At 45.3% G+C, this 17,021-nt stretch carries 17 protein-coding genes; all 17 read left to right on the top strand.

Annotated elements, in window-relative coordinates:
* Positions 1-4 precede the first annotated feature (4 nt).
* Positions 5-1,003: a flotillin-like protein FloA gene (gene floA / locus CEF20_RS09665; RefSeq protein WP_100331611.1), complete on the top strand. Its 999-nt coding sequence runs from the start codon at positions 5-7 to the stop codon at positions 1,001-1,003.
* A 164-nt stretch (positions 1,004-1,167) separates the two neighbouring features.
* Entirely contained in the window at positions 1,168-1,401 is a 234-nt protein-coding gene (locus CEF20_RS09660) for a hypothetical protein (protein WP_100331610.1), read from the top strand.
* 58 nt (positions 1,402-1,459) lie between these two features.
* Positions 1,460-1,744 carry a sporulation protein YqfC gene (yqfC, locus tag CEF20_RS09655; protein WP_100331609.1) on the top strand — a complete coding sequence of 95 codons (285 nt, stop codon included), beginning with the start codon at positions 1,460-1,462 and terminating at the stop codon, positions 1,742-1,744.
* Between the two features lie 12 nt (positions 1,745-1,756).
* Positions 1,757-2,986: a sporulation protein YqfD gene (gene yqfD, locus CEF20_RS09650; RefSeq protein ID WP_100331608.1), complete on the top strand. Its 1,230-nt coding sequence runs from the start codon at positions 1,757-1,759 to the stop codon at positions 2,984-2,986.
* The gene (locus tag CEF20_RS09645; RefSeq protein ID WP_100331607.1) at positions 2,949-3,911 is read left to right on the top strand and encodes a PhoH family protein; all 963 of its coding nucleotides are present in this window, start codon (positions 2,949-2,951) and stop codon (positions 3,909-3,911) included. The genes yqfD and CEF20_RS09645 overlap by 38 nt, the downstream gene beginning before the upstream one ends.
* 466 nt (positions 3,912-4,377) lie before the next feature.
* Positions 4,378-6,507 (top strand): HD family phosphohydrolase, encoded by a 2,130-nt coding sequence (locus tag CEF20_RS09640; RefSeq protein WP_100332071.1) that lies wholly within the window; start codon positions 4,378-4,380, stop codon positions 6,505-6,507.
* A gap of 19 nt (positions 6,508-6,526) precedes the next feature.
* The gene (ybeY, locus tag CEF20_RS09635; RefSeq protein ID WP_100331606.1) at positions 6,527-7,000 is read left to right on the top strand and encodes an rRNA maturation RNase YbeY; all 474 of its coding nucleotides are present in this window, start codon (positions 6,527-6,529) and stop codon (positions 6,998-7,000) included.
* Positions 6,978-7,376 carry a diacylglycerol kinase family protein gene (locus CEF20_RS09630; protein WP_100331605.1) on the top strand — a complete coding sequence of 133 codons (399 nt, stop codon included), beginning with the start codon at positions 6,978-6,980 and terminating at the stop codon, positions 7,374-7,376. The genes ybeY and CEF20_RS09630 overlap by 23 nt, the downstream gene beginning before the upstream one ends.
* Before the next feature lie 74 nt (positions 7,377-7,450).
* Entirely contained in the window at positions 7,451-7,849 is a 399-nt protein-coding gene (locus tag CEF20_RS09625) for a cytidine deaminase (protein WP_100331604.1), read from the top strand.
* Positions 7,842-8,759, top strand: coding sequence for a GTPase Era (gene era / locus CEF20_RS09620; protein WP_100331603.1), 918 nt, complete (start codon positions 7,842-7,844; stop codon positions 8,757-8,759). Before CEF20_RS09625 ends, era begins: the two co-directional genes overlap by 8 nt.
* A gap of 116 nt (positions 8,760-8,875) precedes the next feature.
* Positions 8,876-9,031 (top strand): YqzL family protein, encoded by a 156-nt coding sequence (locus CEF20_RS09615; protein ID WP_100331602.1) that lies wholly within the window; start codon positions 8,876-8,878, stop codon positions 9,029-9,031.
* 24 nt (positions 9,032-9,055) lie between these two features.
* Positions 9,056-9,829, top strand: coding sequence for a DNA repair protein RecO (gene recO / locus CEF20_RS09610; protein ID WP_100331601.1), 774 nt, complete (start codon positions 9,056-9,058; stop codon positions 9,827-9,829).
* A gap of 292 nt (positions 9,830-10,121) precedes the next feature.
* On the top strand, positions 10,122-11,012 hold the full coding sequence (glyQ, locus tag CEF20_RS09605; RefSeq protein WP_100331600.1) for a glycine--tRNA ligase subunit alpha: 891 nt from the start codon (positions 10,122-10,124) through the stop codon (positions 11,010-11,012).
* Positions 11,005-13,077, top strand: a complete 2,073-nt coding sequence (glyS, locus tag CEF20_RS09600) for a glycine--tRNA ligase subunit beta (protein ID WP_100331599.1) — start codon at positions 11,005-11,007, stop codon at positions 13,075-13,077. Before glyQ ends, glyS begins: the two co-directional genes overlap by 8 nt.
* Before the next feature lie 295 nt (positions 13,078-13,372).
* Complete coding sequence (locus tag CEF20_RS09595; RefSeq protein ID WP_100331598.1) at positions 13,373-14,008, top strand: transcriptional regulator CcpN; 636 nt, start codon at positions 13,373-13,375, stop codon at positions 14,006-14,008.
* Between the two features lie 28 nt (positions 14,009-14,036).
* Positions 14,037-14,852, top strand: a complete 816-nt coding sequence (locus tag CEF20_RS09590; RefSeq protein ID WP_100331597.1) for a pyruvate, water dikinase regulatory protein — start codon at positions 14,037-14,039, stop codon at positions 14,850-14,852.
* Positions 14,853-15,213: 361 nt separating this feature from the next.
* A complete protein-coding gene (gene dnaG, locus CEF20_RS09585; protein WP_100331596.1) occupies positions 15,214-17,016 on the top strand; it encodes a DNA primase in 1,803 nt (600 codons plus the stop codon).
* The last annotated feature ends 5 nt before the right edge of the window (positions 17,017-17,021 follow it).

Raw genomic sequence — 17,021 nt, 5'->3', positions numbered from 1 at the left:
TAACATGGACGCTGGATTAGTGATGATTATAGCAGCTGTTGTAATTGGCGTGATTTTATTAGCGGTCTTATTTACCTTTGTGCCCGTTATGCTATGGATTTCTGCATTAGCGGCCGGGGTGAAAGTCAGCATATTCACATTGATTGGAATGAGGCTTCGCCGCGTGATTCCAAGCCGGGTCATTAACCCGTTAATTAAAGCTTCTAAAGCAGGAATCAACGTAAGTACGAATCAGCTGGAAAGCCATTATTTAGCTGGAGGAAATGTAGATCGCGTCGTGAATGCTTTGATCGCTGCCCATCGCGCCAATATTGAATTAACATTTGAACGATGTGCAGCCATTGACCTCGCCGGCCGCGACGTGTTAGAAGCGGTTCAAATGAGCGTGAATCCGAAAGTGATTGAAACTCCCTTTATTGCCGGGGTGGCGATGGATGGCATTGAAGTAAAAGCAAAAGCCCGCATCACTGTACGAGCCAATATTGATCGCTTAGTCGGAGGGGCCGGCGAAGACACGGTTGTTGCCCGGGTAGGGGAAGGCATTGTATCGACGATCGGTTCGAGTGATAATCATAAAAAAGTGCTGGAAAATCCCGATATGATCTCGCAAACGGTACTGGGCAAAGGTCTGGATGCTGGAACGGCTTTTGAAATTCTATCGATTGATATTGCCGATGTGGATATCGGCAAGAATATCGGTGCGGAATTGCAGACAGAGCAGGCGGAAGCCGACAAGAATATTGCTCAGGCCAAAGCGGAAGAACGCCGGGCAATGGCCGTTGCCAGCGAGCAGGAAATGAAAGCCCGCGTGCAAGAAATGCGTGCGAAAGTAGTAGAGGCAGAAGCGGATGTGCCTTTAGCAATGGCTGAAGCATTGCGAAGCGGCAATATCGGTGTCATGGACTATATGAATTATAAAAATATTGATGCCGATACAGATATGCGCGGTTCAATTGGCAAAATGGCCGGCGGAAAAAAGGGTGATAAAGGTGATGAAAGCTAAATCAATCCGTCTTGCCTTGAAGGGAGGTCTTTGCGATTGAATCGATTATTGCAGCGATTATAATTGGTTTAATTGTCAATATATTTAACAGGCTGTCAGGAGAAGAGAAAACAAAGCGAAAGCCCAAAAGCCGCCCCCGTTCGCCGGAAAGGCCGGAAGCGCCCATGATTGAAGGCGATATACAAATGGGGGATCAGCAGCGTGAGCCGGCCGTTCAGAAAGCGAAGGCTGAGGAGGACAATCAGCCGGCACCCAATGAAAAAAGAAGGCAGGGGCGAATGGGCAAGAATGAAGCTGAAGACGAACAGGCCCCTCCTTCAAAGCTGGAGGACGATCTTCTAAAAGGCATTATTTTCGCTGAAGTTCTATCTCCCCCAAAGGCCCGCAGAAGGAAATAAACAGACATGAACCTTCCTTTCCTTTCATATCTTTGAAAGGAGAGGGGGGTTCTTTTTTATGAGAAAAAAGTGGGGACAGCAAATGAAGAGCTGGCTGACAAAATCAATGAACCTTCCTGAAGATGTCATGATGGACCTGCCGCGAATCACGATGATTGGTCAGCTTCATATTTACATTGAAAATCATCGGGGGCTACTTGCTTTTTCAGATAAAGAAGTCAGACTGCTTTTGGCAAAAGGGCAGCTGTTAATTAAAGGCCAATCCTTTACCATCAAGACCATCTTGCCAGAGGAGATTCTGCTCGAAGGGAAAATTGAAACGCTTATTTTTTTGGAAGGGTAAGGGGGAGAAAGCTTGAACAATCAGTGGCTTGCTTTTGTTTATGGAATCGTTCATGTGAAAGCAACAGGTGCTGGCACAGCGCGATTTATCAATCAACTGAACCGCTCGGGCATCCCGATTTGGCAAATAAAGCATGATGGAGAAGGCACGATCCGCTTTTCCATATCTCTTCGTCATTTGTCCAGCATGAGAAAATGTGCCCGCCAATTTGACGGAGAAATAATAATTCTCAAAGGGGAGGGCTTGCCCTTTCTGACGAAGCGTCTCTTGAGGAGCGCGGGGTTTCTAGTTGGAGCTATCGCTTTTCTTTTTCTAGTTCTGCTGCTTTCCAACATCATTTGGCGGATTGATATTGAAGGTGCAAGCCCGGAAATGGAGCATAAGCTTCGCAAGCAGTTGGATAGGATCGGCGTTCAAAAGGGAAAGCTGATACTGGCCGTTGATGATCCGGAAACCGTTCAAAGGAAGCTGTTTAATGAAGTGGAAGGATTAACGTGGGTAGGGGTGGAATTAAGAGGAAGCACCTATCATTTTCGGGTAGTAGAAAAGCATGCACCCAAAGAGAGAAAGGGGACAGGCCCCCGTCATCTTGTTTCAGCGAAAGATGCGGTGGTGATAAAAATGTATGTGGAGAAAGGTCAATCGGTAGTTAAAAGAAATCAATTTGTCCGCAAGGGACAGCTGCTTGTTTCGGGATATATTGGCAATGAGGAAAAGCCAAGAAGAGTTGCGGCTTCCGGAAAGGTCTATGGCGAGACTTGGTACAAAACGACGGTCGAACTTCCCTTAGCGACTGATTTCTATTCGCTTAGCGGTCACCATGTTAGAAAGCATTGGCTGAAAGTGAAGGGCGCCAAGCTTCCGGTCTGGGGATTTCAGGACCCGGAATTTACTCAATATAAAACGGACGAGCAAGAACAGGCGATTTCTTTTCTTGGAATTAAGCTCCCGGTAACGTATGTGAAAAACAGCTATTACGAAAGCCGCCGAGTTAAACGCATCTATTCAGAAGAAGAGGCGGAACGGCAAGCATTGAAGGCGGCTGAGAAAGATCTGCTGATCAAGCTGCCTGAAAAATCGAAAATAATAGGAAAAAAAATTTTACACAAGCAGCTTAAGAATGGTAAAGTGAGTTTGAGCATCCACTTCCAAGTCCTAGAAGACATCGCGATTGAACAACGAATTATTCAAGGAGATATAAAGAATGCCAAAAGAGAAAAACATAATGAACATTCAACTTGAAAACCCAAATGAAGCAGCCGCTCTGTTTGGTGTATCAGATAAAAACTTAACCATTCTTGAAGAGCAGTTTCACGTTTCGATTATCACTCGAGGAGAAACGATACACATCGCCGGCGAGGAAGAAGCTGCGGCGCTTGTCCGGGAGATTATTTACCGTTTGCTGCTCATCATCCGCAAAGGGATACAAATCAGTGAAAGGGACATCACCAATGCGGTTCAGATGGCCCGAAATGGAACGATAGAGTATTTAGAAGAATTATACAACCAAGAAATCACTAAAAACGCCAAAGGAAAGTCCATTCGAATTAAAACGCTTGGACAGCAGGAGTATGTGATGGCGATCCGCCGGAAAGATCTTGTCTTTGGCATCGGTCCGGCAGGCACAGGAAAAACCTATTTAGCGGTGGTGATGGCCGTTCACGCATTGAAAAAAGGAGAGGTTAAAAGAATAATCTTAACTCGTCCGGCTGTTGAGGCTGGGGAAAGTCTCGGTTTCCTGCCGGGTGATCTTAAAGAAAAGGTGGACCCTTATTTGCGTCCGCTTTATGATGCGCTGCATGATGTGCTCGGTGCAGAGCATACTCAACGGCTGATTGAACGCGGGGTCATTGAAATTGCGCCTCTTGCCTATATGCGCGGCCGGACGCTTGATGATGCTTTTGTGATTTTAGACGAAGCGCAAAACACTACGAAAGCGCAGATGAAAATGTTCTTAACTCGTCTCGGGTTTGGATCAAAAATGGTTGTTACAGGAGATCGCACGCAAATAGACTTGCCGAAAGGGGTACAGTCCGGCTTGGTGTCTGCGGAGAAGATTATCAAGAAGGTTCCGTCTGTTTCGTTTGTTTATCTCGACCAGAGCGATGTCGTGCGCCATCCGCTTGTTGCGCAGATTATCCAGGCTTATGATGAAGCAGAAGAATAAAGGAACTGTCAAACAGCAGGAGTTTGTTCCTCCCTCACTGATGAAAAGAAGAACAAAGGCTAACCTCGCAGCGTCTTTGTCCCCTGTATTGTACACAGTCAATTAAATGCCGTAAGCCCCCGCTCCATTTTAGCAGCGGGGGCTTACGGCATCTTGCATGCGGGATAAAAGGCTAGAGTGCAGACAAAGTGTGGAGCGGCTTTGTCTGCACTCTTTTTTTGAGAGGGAACTTTCTTCAGCCGTGCTTGTCAGACTGGAGACAAGCACGGCTGAAGACTTGAATCGAACAGACCGCCTTTGAGAGGAAGAGCACGGCGGGCTGCGGCGCATGCGGACGCTTGTCGGGCAGCTTCCTTTTTTCCTTCTGTTTTTAAGCAGACAGGACATGATTTTTTCGAGAAAAGCTGTTATCATTTTACATATAACCATCTTCAAGAAAGAGCGCAGGCAGCTAATAGGAGGATTTATGGACATACAATCAATCATTTCCCGCATCCGTTCATACATTAGCTTTCAAGTATTTATTTTATTCATCTTCTTGCTGCTGGCTATTGTGATGTTCGGACTGTTATTTTCCCATGTGAAACCCGAAACTTATAAAATCGAGCTTTTCTCCGTCTCAGACAGGACGATCCGCGCGCCTGCCACTATGGTGGATGAAAGAAAGACAAAAGAAGAGCAAAAAAGAGCAGCGGTAGAAGTCGACGATGTGTATACTTACAAAAGTGAAGAAACAAGCAACCGAATGTCGCTGGTGGATTCATTATTTGATTACGTGTTTGAAGCTCAGAGCAAGTATTCCGGAGAAGAAGACAAGCAATTATCCTTTTTGAAGAAACAGCTGGAGGACAGCGCCCAGGGGGATTTGCATAAAGCGCTGGATGAGCCTGTGCTGGACACGCTTTTGGAAATCAAACCGAAAGAATTATCCGAATTAAAGCGAAAGACTATAAAGATTGTTGAAGCAGCCTTGCAAAAAAGAATTCGCGAGGAAGAGCTGGGAAAAGCAAAAAAAGATGTGGTCAGCAAGGTTAACAATTCCTCTATCCGGGAGGAGTATCAAGAAGCGGCCGCGGCAATCGCCAGCTATGCAGTGGTGCCGACTGAAGTATATGATAAGGAATTAACCCAGCAAAGAAAGAAGGAAGCGGCCAAACAGGTGGAGCCTGTTAGAATCCTGCAGGGACAAGTAATTGTGCAGGAAGGGCATTTAATTGACAGAGAAGTCTACCGCCAGCTGGAAATGCTGGGGCTCCTGGAGAATGACGTCTCCTACAAGCCGGTCGTCGGTCTCATTCTCTTTATTACCGTTGTACTCGGTTTGCTGTATTATTATATTCTTTCTATACCGCAGCCAGCTGTTAAAAAAGAGTCAGACCTCGTACTAGTAAGCTTGGTGTTTATTTTCGCGCTTTTGTTTATGAAATTAGCTGACCTGTTGATTTATACGGACTTCTACGAGGTCACCTATGCTTATCCAGCGGCACTGGCCGCTATGCTCCTGACAGTATTATTAAATGAGCGCCTGGCAATGATTATAACCATTGTGCTTTCAGCATGCGGCAGCATGGTCTTCAATGAGCATTTCAATGGCGCATTAAATGTGGAAATGGGGCTGTATATATTGTTCAGCGGCCTCGCAGGGATTTTGTTTTTAATGGGCAACAGACAGGTGAATATCCTGCGCGCAGGCATGGGCGTGTCCATTGTGAATGTGTTTGTGCTGCTGTTTTTAAAGCTGCTTGTCAACGGTCAATATACTGAAGCTGAATTTTTATATTTCATACTTTTTGCGTTTATCTCCGGTTTATTGTCCGCTGTATTGGCGATGGGCATGCTGCCTTATATCGAAGCGGGCTTTGGTATATTGTCCAAGGTGAAGCTGATTGAGCTGTCGAGCCCGACACAGCCGCTTTTAAAGAAACTATTGATTGAAACGCCGGGAACGTATCATCATAGTGTGATGGTGGCCAATCTGTCGGAAGCGGCTTGTGAAGCGATCGGTGCAGATGGGCTTCTCGCGAGAGTCGGCTGCTATTATCACGATATCGGCAAAACGAAGCATCCGCAATTTTTCATTGAGAATCAAGGCAACCGCGGAAATCCGCATGATCAGTTGCCCTACGAAGTAAGCAAGGACATTATCATCTCCCATGTAACAGATGGAGTAGCTATGCTGAAAGAGCATAAGCTCCCGAAAGAGATCATCGATGTCGCCGAGCAGCATCACGGAACCACGCTCGTAAAGTACTTTTACTTGAAGGCAAAAGAAGAAAATTCCGAAGTCAAAGAAGAGGAATTCCGCTATGCAGGGCCTAAACCCCAAAGCAAAGAGCTGGCAGTGATTAATATTGCGGACAGCGTGGAAGCCGCCGTTCGTTCTATGGGTCATCCAACGGCGGAGCAAATCGAGTCACTCGTTGAAAACATCGTTAAGGACAGGCTTCACGACGGGCAATTCAATGAGTGCGACATTACAATGAAAGAGCTTGAAATTGTTAAAAAAACATTATGTGAAACGTTAAACGGCATATTTCATTCAAGAATTCAATACCCGGGAGCAACGGAAGCAGCTTCTGCTAAGCAAGAGGAATAACAGAATTGGAGGAATAAAGATGGGGCTAGAGATTGATTTCATCGATGAGACAGAACAGCAGCAAGAGAAAACCTTCCAGCTTGTGGAGGAATTACTAAACCTCGCTGCCCAAAAAGAGGGGGTAGCTGCAGGCTGTGAAATTTCGGTTACATTCACGGATAACGAGAGGATACAAGAAATCAATCGGGAGTATCGCGGGAAGGATCAGCCGACAGATGTTATCTCATTCGCTTTAGAAGAAGTGGGAGAGGATGAGGTTCAGATTATAGGAGCGGAAGATCAACCGAGAATGCTGGGGGATATTGTGATTTCAGTTTCCCGGGCCAAGGAGCAGGCTGCTGAATACGGCCATAGCTTTGAACGGGAGTTAGGTTTTCTCGCTGTGCATGGCTTGCTGCATTTGCTCGGCTATGATCATATGACGGAAGCGGAGGAGAAAGTCATGTTTGCTAAGCAAAAGGAGATTCTAAATGAATATGGGCTTCAACGGTAAGCACACTTTTCGCTTGAAAAGGTTGATCACTTCTCACCGCCATGCGCTGAACGGGATTCGATTCGCCTTTCAGGAGCCCAATTTCCGTTTTCATACGGCGGCGGCCATCGCCGTTATAACAGCTGGCGCTTTGCTGTCGCTCACTGCCACAGAATGGCTGATTATCTTTATTTTAGTGTTTGGCATGCTCGTGCTTGAAATGGTCAATACAGCTATTGAAAAGACGGTGGATCTTGTAACGGAAGACTTTCATCCGCTGGCCAAGCAAGCGAAAGATCTGGCTGCGGGAGCTGTGCTCGTGTTTGCCATTTTATCTGCGGTCACCGGCAGCATTATTTTTCTGCCTAAACTGGCCGCATTGCTGAGTGTTTTTTGATTTTTCAGATTTTTAACAGGAATGGATTGAAATTGAATCATTTTATATTAAAATAGAAGAAAGGAGCAAGAAATATGGAAGCAGAACCATTAATTCAAGAAGCTATTGCAGCGAGAGAATACGCCTATGTTCCTTATTCAAAATTTAAAGTTGGAGCGGCGCTTCTGACCGCAGACGGAAAGGTCTTTCGTGGCTGCAACATTGAAAATGCTGCCTACAGCATGTGCAACTGCGCTGAACGGACCGCGTTATTTAAAGCGTGGTCTGAAGGGGAAAGCAAGTACAAAGCACTGGCTGTTGTAGCAGACACGGAGCGGCCCGTCCCGCCATGCGGCGCTTGCCGCCAAGTGATCTCCGAGCTTTGTCCGCCTGATATGCTAGTGATCATGACAAATTTGCGCGGAGATGTGGAAGAATTAACAGTTGAACAATTATTGCCAGGAGCATTTTCATCGGAGGATTTACATGAATAACCAACCGAATAAAGAATATAAGTCAGGCTTTATATCCATCATTGGCCGTCCAAATGTCGGAAAATCCACTTTTTTAAATCGGGTGATCGGACAAAAGATCGCCATTATGAGCGATAAGCCGCAAACGACAAGAAACAAAGTGCAGGGTGTTTACACAAAGGACCATGCTCAAATGATTTTCATCGATACACCGGGCATTCATAAACCGAAGCATAAGCTTGGTGACTTTATGATGAAAGTGGCCATAAATACGCTAAAAGAGGTTGATCTCGTATTGTTTATGGTGAATGCCGAGGAAGGCTACGGGCGCGGTGATGAATTTATCATAGAAAAATTAAAAAGCGTCCGAACGCCTGTATTTCTCGTGCTGAATAAGATCGACCGGATTCATCCGGATCAGCTGCTGGAAGTAATCGATCATTATAAGGATTTATATTCCTTTCAAGAAATCATCCCAATTTCCGCTCTCGAAGGAAATAATGTGGATCATTTACTTGCACAAATTGAAGAAGCGCTGCCTGAAGGACCGCAATATTATCCGGCTGATCAAGTGACGGATCACCCAGAACGGTTCATTGTCTCAGAGCTGATCAGAGAGAAGGTACTTCATGTAACGAGAGAGGAAGTGCCGCACTCGATTGCGGTCGTAATAGACAAGATGGAACGCCGCAAGGACAAAGAGATCATTCATGTGATGGCGACGATTGTGGTGGAGCGCGATTCACAGAAAGGAATTGTGATCGGCAAACGCGGCTCTTTATTAAAAGAGATCGGGCAGCGCGCGCGCCAGGACATTGAGAATTTGCTGGGATCACAAGTGTTTTTGGAACTGTGGGTAAAGGTTCAGAAAGATTGGCGCAACAGGCAATCGAATTTGCGTGATTTCGGATTTCGCGAAGATGAGTATTAAAGGAAAAGGAAAAAGAACTAGAAATTTTTGCTCCTCATAATCAAAAAGGAATCGGTGAAGCTATAAAGGAAGCCGCATATGCATGCCCGTTTCAAATTAAGAAAGGTGGGAAAAGCATGTTGGATTTTACTTGGAAAGTCTTTTCCGAGACAGGAAGTATAGAAGCGTACCTTTTATATAAAGAAATTGAAAATGACAACGGAATCTCCCCATTTGAACAAGAGCATCAGCTGGCTGAAGCGGATTTCCCGGTTACCGGAATTACCAATTGAGGAGGATGGAAGGACGGCCTTCTCATGCTGCAAAAGTTTGAAGGAATTATTATTCGAACAACCAATTACGGTGAAACCAATAAAATCATCACAATATACACGCGGGAGAGAGGCAAAACGGCTTGTATGGCAAGAGGGGCTAAAAAGCCCAATAGCCGCCTTTCTGCTGTTACTCAGCCGTTTGTTCAAGGCAGCTTTCTTATGCAGACAGGCAGGGGGCTCGGAACGCTGCAGCAGGGGGAAATCCTATCGCCGATGCGCCATATTCGCGAAGATATAATGGCCACCGCCTATGCTGCTTATATGGCGGAGCTGGTGGACAAAAGCATGGACGATCAGCAATCCAATCCTTTTTTGTATGAATGTCTCGAGCAATCTCTTCATTATCTGGATGAAGGGTTTGATGCCGAAATTCTCACTAATATTTTCGAGATGAAAATGCTGCAAGTGATCGGTCTGCGTCCGGAATTGTCCTGCTGCGCAAACTGCGGAAGTCGCGATGGGCGCTTCGCTTTTTCCATCCGCGAAAACGGGCTTCTCTGTCACCGCTGCTTTGACATTGATCCTTATTTATTGCCGCTGTCCCAGGCGGCGATTCGCCTGTTGCGGCTGTTTTATTTTATTGACTTGCAGCGACTTGGTGCGATCAATGTCAAACCGAAGACGAAAAAGGAATTAAGAATGGCCATTTCTCTGTATTATGATGAATATTCCGGACTGTTCTTGAAGTCGAGAAGGTTCATTGACCAAATGGAGAAAATGGAGAAGATGTTTGGACAACCGAAAGATGAGGATTGACAAAAAAGCGATTATCGATTAAGTTTTTTACATACTCAATCGAAAATAGGAGCTGCCGTGAAGGAAGAGAGTACTTGATTTCCTCTTTAAGAAGCGAACCCGGGACGGTGAGAGCCGGGGAAAGAGCATCAAGGAAAGGCGGTCTGGAGCAGCTGTTTTTTTAAAAGAGGCCAAATGATAATGGCAAGTAGGGTGGAACCGCGGGTTACTCTCGTCCCTATGTACAAACTGTGCATAGGGGCGGGAGTTTTTGTTTTTTTACATTCACAAAATCAGAAAGAGAGGCATAACCATGAATATTCAAAACATGATTTTAACGCTGCAAAAGCATTGGTCTGATCATGGGTGCATTTTAATGCAGGCGTATGATGTGGAAAAAGGAGCAGGAACGATGAGTCCGTATACATTTTTGCGGGCAATCGGACCAGAACCTTGGAACGTGGCCTACGTTGAGCCTAGCCGGCGGCCAGCAGACGGCAGATACGGGGAAAACCCAAACCGCCTGTATCAGCATCATCAATTTCAAGTCATTATGAAGCCGTCGCCGGATAACATCCAAGAGATCTACTTAGATTCCTTAAAAGCGCTCGGCATTAATCCGCTTGAGCACGACATTCGCTTCGTGGAGGATAATTGGGAAAATCCGTCTCTTGGCTGTGCCGGTCTTGGCTGGGAGGTTTGGCTGGATGGAATGGAAATCACGCAGTTCACTTATTTCCAGCAAGTTGGAGGTCTGGAATGCAAGCCCGTTTCAGTGGAAATTACCTATGGCATTGAGCGTCTGGCATCGTATATCCAAGATAAGGAGAATGTTTTCGATTTAGAATGGACAGGCGGCTTTACTGTCAGAGACATCTTTTATCAGCCGGAATATGAACATTCTAAGTATACATTTGAGACGAGTGATGCTGACATGCTGTTTCATTTGTTTACTGTCTACGAGAAAGAAGCTAAGCGGCAAATGGATGAAGGCTTAGTTCACCCTGCTTATGACTACGTGCTGAAATGCTCTCATGTATTCAATGTGCTTGATGCCAAGGGAGCCATTTCTGTGACAGAAAGAACCGCTTACTTAGGTCGGATGCGCAGCTTAGCGAGACAAATTGCAAAAACCTTTTATGAAGAACGGGAAAAACTGGGGTTCCCAATTTTAAAAGGGAAAGGAGAACCGGAACATGAATAAGAAAGACTTGTTATTAGAGATTGGCCTGGAGGAAATGCCGGCCCGCTTTGTAACAGATTCCATGAAGCAGCTCGGCAAGCGTGTGGAAGAGTTTCTGACAGAGCAGAAGATAAAGTTCGGAGAAGTGCAGCTGTATTCCACACCGCGCCGCTTGGCTGTCATTGTGCGAGAGGTAGCAGAAGCGCAGCCGGATATTGAAGAAGAAGCGAAAGGGCCTGCTAAAAAAATAGCTCTGACAGAAGATGGGCAGTGGTCGAAAGCAGCTGTCGGGTTTACCCGCAGTCAGGGCTTAACAGTAGAGGATATTTACTTTAAAGAAATAAAAGGCGTCGAATATGCGCATGTCAACAAGTTTATTAAAGGGCAGCCGGCAAAAGAGTTGCTGCCGGAACTGAAAAATATTGTCACCAGCCTGCATTTTGGCAAAAATATGCGCTGGGCCGATAATGATCTGCGCTACGTTCGTCCGATCAAATGGATTGTGGCTTTATTCGGGCAAGACATTATCCCATTCCAGATCACGCATGTAGAGACTGGCAACAAAACAAAGGGACATCGCTTTTTAGGTAAAGAAGTGGAAATTACGGAGGCTTCTATGTATGAAGAGGCTTTGAAGCAGCAATTTGTTATCGCTGACCCGCAAGAAAGAAAAGAAATGATTCGCCGCCAGTTAGCAGCGATCGAACAGGAGCAGAACTGGATGATTCCTGTGGATGAAGAATTGCTTGAAGAAGTCAATAATCTTGTGGAATATCCAACCGCATTATTCGGCTCGTTTAATCAAGACTTCCTCGAATTGCCTGCGGAAGTGCTGATTACGTCTATGAAGGAACATCAGCGTTACTTCCCTGTGAAAAGCAAAGAAGGCGACCTTCTCCCTTGCTTTGTCACAGTCCGCAACGGCAACAGCGATTCACTGGATAAAGTGGCGCGCGGAAATGAAAAAGTGCTTCGCGCTCGCCTGGCAGATGCTGACTTCTTCTACAAAGAAGATCAAAAAACAGAGATTTCGGCGTTCTTACATAAGCTCCCGGCTATTGTTTATCATGAAAAAATCGGAACGCTGGCGGAAAAAGTCAACCGCATTCGCCGGATTGCCAAAAAGCTGGCGGACCTAATAAACGCAGACGAGCAAACTAAGCAAAAAGCCGATCGGGCAGCTGAAATTTGCAAATTTGACCTTGTGACTCAAATGGTTTATGAATTTCCGGAGCTGCAGGGGGTAATGGGTGAGAAATACGCACTGCAAAAAGGAGAAGATCCGGAGGTGGCCAGAGCGATTAATGAGCATTATCAGCCGCGCCATGCAGACGATGCTTCACCAGAAACGATCACCGGAGCCCTCGTCAGTCTTGCGGATAAGCTCGATACGATTGTTTCCTGTTTTGCTGTCGACATCATTCCGAGCGGCTCCCAGGATCCTTATGCTTTAAGAAGACAAGCGGCCGGTATTGTGCAAATTCTAGCCGGCAAACAATGGTCTGTATCCTTAGAACAAGTGTTGCGCTCAGCGATTGCGGTTGTTAAGGAAGATCAAATTGGAGACAAATCAGCGGATGTTCTATTGGACGAACTCATCGACTTCTTTAAACTGCGCATTAAGCACAGTCTGCAAGAGCAGCATGTAAGATATGATATGATTGATGCTGTAACCGCCGGACGTGTAGGCAGTCTGCCTGCTCTGTTTGCTAAAGCGGCCGTTCTGATGGATCATAGAGAAGACTCTGACTTTAAGGAAACAATGGAATCACTCAGCCGTGTGCTCAATATTGCTAAAAAAGCCAATGAGTCCGGAAGCGTTGATGAGTCCTTGTTTGCAAATAAAGAAGAAGAAGTATTACATCAGCAATTCAGCCGGATTCGGAAAGAATATGCGGCCGCTGAAACGGCGGAAGCGCAATATCAGCTGCTGGCGGATCTTAAACCGGTGATTATTCAATATTTTGAACATACGATGGTCATGGCGAAGGAAGAGAAATTAAAAGTCAACCGCTTAAATCAAATGCGGGAGCTGGCTGATTTCATCCGTGACTTTGCCGATTTTAATGCTGTCCTTGTGAAATAATCACTGCAATCCATCCGTGATTTCCAGCAGAAGAGCTGAGCTGTGCTGAGGAGCAAGCTCTTCCTCACTCATGATTGATCAAAGTGTAGCTAAAGATTCAGACAGCAGGAAACAATACTGTTCATTTTAGTCAAATAGTATATAATATTTTTTATATGGTATAACACTTTTAGATCAATGAAGCATCCGGTGTTTCATCTTCCGAACAAGCAGGAGACCTTTTGGCAAGGTGAGTGCAGGAAAGGGATCAGGCTATTATGAAGAATGAAACAGGCAAGCTTTTAATGTGTGTTAGGTGGTGAGGAAAATAGAACTGAATAAGCGTCAACAGCAAATATTAGAGATAGTGAAAGAAAATGGACCGATTACAGGGGAACATATAGCCGAGCGTTTACATTTAACGAGGGCGACATTAAGACCTGATTTGGCAATTCTGACAATGGCCGGATTTTTGGATGCGAGACCTCGTGTCGGCTATTTTTATACAGGAAAGACTGGAAACCAGCTGCTGACCGAGCATTTGATGAAAATTCATGTAAGAGATTTCCAAGCCATTCCGGTGGTTGTTCGGGAAGATGTATCTGTTTATGACGCCATCGTCACGATGTTTCTGGAAGATGTGGGTACGCTATTTGTAGTGGATGAAAACATATGCCTAGCGGGTGTATTATCGAGAAAAGATTTATTGCGGGCGAGTATCGGCAAGCAGGAATTAAGTGCAATCCCTGTTAATATTATTATGACAAGAATGCCGAATATCACCGTATGTGAGAAGGATGATTTACTGATCGATGTGGCTAAGAATCTCATCGATAAGCAAATTGATTCCGTACCGGTTGTTAAGAAAACGAAAGCCGGATATGAAGTGATTGGGCGGATTACAAAAACAAATATAGCCAAAGCCTTTGTCTCGCTCGCGGATGATGATTGATTGCTTTAAGAAAAGGAGGTGCTGATTGTTGGTAAAAGACCCGATCATATATATTGTTTCAGATTCTGTAGGTGAAACTGCCGAGCTGGTGACGAAAGCCGCAGTCAGCCAATTCAATGGATTGCATGCTGTGATCAAACGCTTTCCTTATGTAGAGGATATCTCTAATATAGATGAAGTCATTGATCTGGCAAAAAGCGAGAAAGGCATTATCGTCTATACGCTGGTGAAGCCGGAAGTTCGCAATTATATGAAGAAAAGGGCTGAAAAAGAAGCGATCGCGGTGTTCGATTTAATTGGCCCTCTCATGGAACAGCTGGAATCAATGCTGGGTCGCTCGCCTCTGCAGGAGCCTGGGCTGGTAAGGAAGCTGGATGAAGAATATTTTAAAAAGGTAGACGCGATCGAATTTGCTGTCAAGTACGATGATGGCCGGGATCCCCGAGGGTTGTTGAAAGCGGACATTGTTTTAATCGGAGTTTCCCGAACCTCCAAAACGCCGCTATCGCAATACCTCGCTCATAAACGCCTGAAAGTGGCCAATGTGCCGCTTGTGCCAGAGGTTGATCCTCCGGAGGAATTGTTTTCGCTTCCTCCTGAAAAGTGCTTCGGTCTCAAGATCAGTCCGGAGAAGCTGAATTACATTCGCAAAGAGCGGCTGATTTCTCTCGGCTTAAGTGACGATGCCAGCTACGCGGACGTAGAGCGGATCAAAGAGGAAATTGAGTATTTTGAAAAGATCACCGGCCGGATTGGCTGTGAGATCATTGATGTGACGAATAAGGCTGTAGAAGAAACAGCCAACATCATTATGAGCAAATGCCGAAATAGAACAAGCACATGATCTTTGGATTATGTGCTTTTCTTTTTAAGAGAAGAATGATAAAAAACAATAGTTTTTTATGCTGAAATATACTATAATAAAAAATTGTGATAAAAATGTATGCAAAACAGGTTTAGAGGCTTGATGATAAGAATAAACTATTTGTGTAGTTCGCCAAGCGCCAGACGGCAAGTGGCGGACAATGGTTCGGACTTTTTTAGGATATTTCGCATTTGAGAAGGATTCTAAAAAGGCTTGTAGAATAATTAAGCATAGGAAAGAAAGACAAATGACTGATTATAAAAGTTTTTGTCGAAAATGCAACGATTGATGCAGGAAAATAAGCTTTTCTATCGAACTTAGTATAGCTGGTGATGTATGCGTGACAAGAAAAATCCCTGAAGAAACCATTCAACAGATTAAGCAGTCGCTCGATATTGCAGAAGTGATCGGGGATTACGTCCAATTGAAAAAGCAGGGGCGGAATTATTTTGGCCTCTGTCCGTTTCACGGAGAAAAATCCCCGTCCTTTTCCGTGTCGCCCGAAAAACAGATTTACCACTGCTTCGGCTGCGGCGCCGGAGGAAATATTTTCTCTTTTATCACGGAAATAGAGAATATTTCTTTCCAGGAAGCAGTCGGGCGATTGGCAGAACGGGCGGGCATTCAACTGGATGTACCCATTCCGGGCGAATCTGCAAACCGCACCGCTTCCAGAGAAGAAGACCGCATGCTCGAGGCTCATGAACTTCTGACTAAATTTTATCATCATTTACTGGTAAATACAAAAGAAGGCCAAGAGGCATTAGATTATTTGCTGGGGCGGGGCTTTTCCAAGGAAGATCTGGAAACTTTTCAAATTGGATGGTCACTTCCCAATTGGGACTTTACCGCCAAGTTCTTGCAAAAGCGGGGCTTCGATCCTGAGGAGATGGAAAAGGCAGGATTAATTATTCAAAGGGAGGACCAAAGTTATTTTGACCGGTTCCGAGGAAGAGTTCTTTTCCCGCTTCATGACGAGAAAGGCAAGGTTGTCGCTTTTTCAGGCCGGGCTTTAGGAGAAGAAAAACCAAAGTATTTAAACAGTCCGGAAACTCCTATATTTAATAAAAGCCGTCTTCTCTACAACTTTCACCGGGCAAGGCAGGCTATCCGCAAGCATCGCCGCGCCGTTCTTTTTGAAGGGTTTGCCGATGTGATCGCCGCAGCCAGCGCCGGGGTGGAAGAAGGTATCGCTACGATGGGCACATCTCTGACAGATGCCCATATTCATCAAATCAAGCGGATAGCTGAACAGGTGACCGTTTGTTATGATGGAGACTCTGCCGGCATTCAAGCAGCTTTTCGCGCCTCCGAAATGCTCAGTGAAAGCGGCTGCGATGTAAAAGTTGCCCTAATTCCGGACAGAATGGATCCTGATGACTATATTAAAAAGCACGGAGCCGAGAAGTTTCGTGATCATATAATCGGGTCTGCAATGACGCTTATGGCGTTTAAAATGGTTTATTACAAACAAGGAAAGAATCTTCAAGATGAAGGTCAAAAGCTTGCCTACATCGAAGAAGTACTAACGGAAATTGCCCGCTTAAAAAAGGCGGTTGAGCGTGACTTTTATCTGAGACAAGTTGCCGAGCAGTTTTCGCTTTCGCTGGATGCGCTGAAACAGCAAGAAAAGCAGCTGTTTATGAAGCAAAGAAAGCGGCGCCCATCCGGTGAGCAGACATTTCAGCCAGCGGCGGCTCCCCGAACATATCAAAGACTTTATCCGGCTTATCAGACAGCGGAGCGCCGCTTGTTAGCCTATATGTTAAAAAATGCTGATACAGCCTATAAAGTGAAGGAGCTTATGGGCGGAGAAGCATTTAACTTAGATGAGCATCAAGCCATCTTCACATATTTACTTGGCTACTATGAAGAAGGCAATGCGCCGGATGCGAGCGCCTTTATCAGCTTTCTTCCGGACGCCAACTTGCGCCGGCTCGTTTCGGATATAGAAATGATGACGGTTGGCGAGTATGTAAATGACGAAGAGGTGCATGATTATATAAAAGAAGTGTTTAAACACCGTAAAGTCTTGGAGATTAAGTCGATGAAACAGCAGCAAATAGCAGCGGAAAAAGCGAATGATTACAAAGAAGCCGCTCAAATTGCGCTGAAGATAGTGAAGCTTACAAAAGAACTGTAATGTGA

The organism is Bacillus xiapuensis, from assembly GCF_002797355.1.
GTDB lineage: Bacteria > Bacillota > Bacilli > Bacillales > Domibacillaceae > Bacillus_CE > Bacillus_CE xiapuensis.
The sequence above is the reverse complement of the archived record's forward strand: the minus strand, read 5'-3'. Positions and strand labels throughout refer to the sequence as shown.

Coding starts and splice junctions, on each gene's coding strand:
- floA (WP_100331611.1), top strand. CDS start 5: ATGGACGCTGGATTAGTGATGATTATAGCAGCTGTTGTAATTGGCGTG.
- CEF20_RS09660 (WP_100331610.1), top strand. CDS start 1,168: ATGATTGAAGGCGATATACAAATGGGGGATCAGCAGCGTGAGCCGGCC.
- yqfC (WP_100331609.1), top strand. CDS start 1,460: ATGAGAAAAAAGTGGGGACAGCAAATGAAGAGCTGGCTGACAAAATCA.
- CEF20_RS09645 (WP_100331607.1), top strand. CDS start 2,949: ATGCCAAAAGAGAAAAACATAATGAACATTCAACTTGAAAACCCAAAT.
- CEF20_RS09640 (WP_100332071.1), top strand. CDS start 4,378: ATGGACATACAATCAATCATTTCCCGCATCCGTTCATACATTAGCTTT.
- ybeY (WP_100331606.1), top strand. CDS start 6,527: ATGGGGCTAGAGATTGATTTCATCGATGAGACAGAACAGCAGCAAGAG.
- CEF20_RS09630 (WP_100331605.1), top strand. CDS start 6,978: ATGAATATGGGCTTCAACGGTAAGCACACTTTTCGCTTGAAAAGGTTG.
- CEF20_RS09625 (WP_100331604.1), top strand. CDS start 7,451: ATGGAAGCAGAACCATTAATTCAAGAAGCTATTGCAGCGAGAGAATAC.
- era (WP_100331603.1), top strand. CDS start 7,842: ATGAATAACCAACCGAATAAAGAATATAAGTCAGGCTTTATATCCATC.
- CEF20_RS09615 (WP_100331602.1), top strand. CDS start 8,876: ATGTTGGATTTTACTTGGAAAGTCTTTTCCGAGACAGGAAGTATAGAA.
- recO (WP_100331601.1), top strand. CDS start 9,056: ATGCTGCAAAAGTTTGAAGGAATTATTATTCGAACAACCAATTACGGT.
- glyQ (WP_100331600.1), top strand. CDS start 10,122: ATGAATATTCAAAACATGATTTTAACGCTGCAAAAGCATTGGTCTGAT.
- glyS (WP_100331599.1), top strand. CDS start 11,005: ATGAATAAGAAAGACTTGTTATTAGAGATTGGCCTGGAGGAAATGCCG.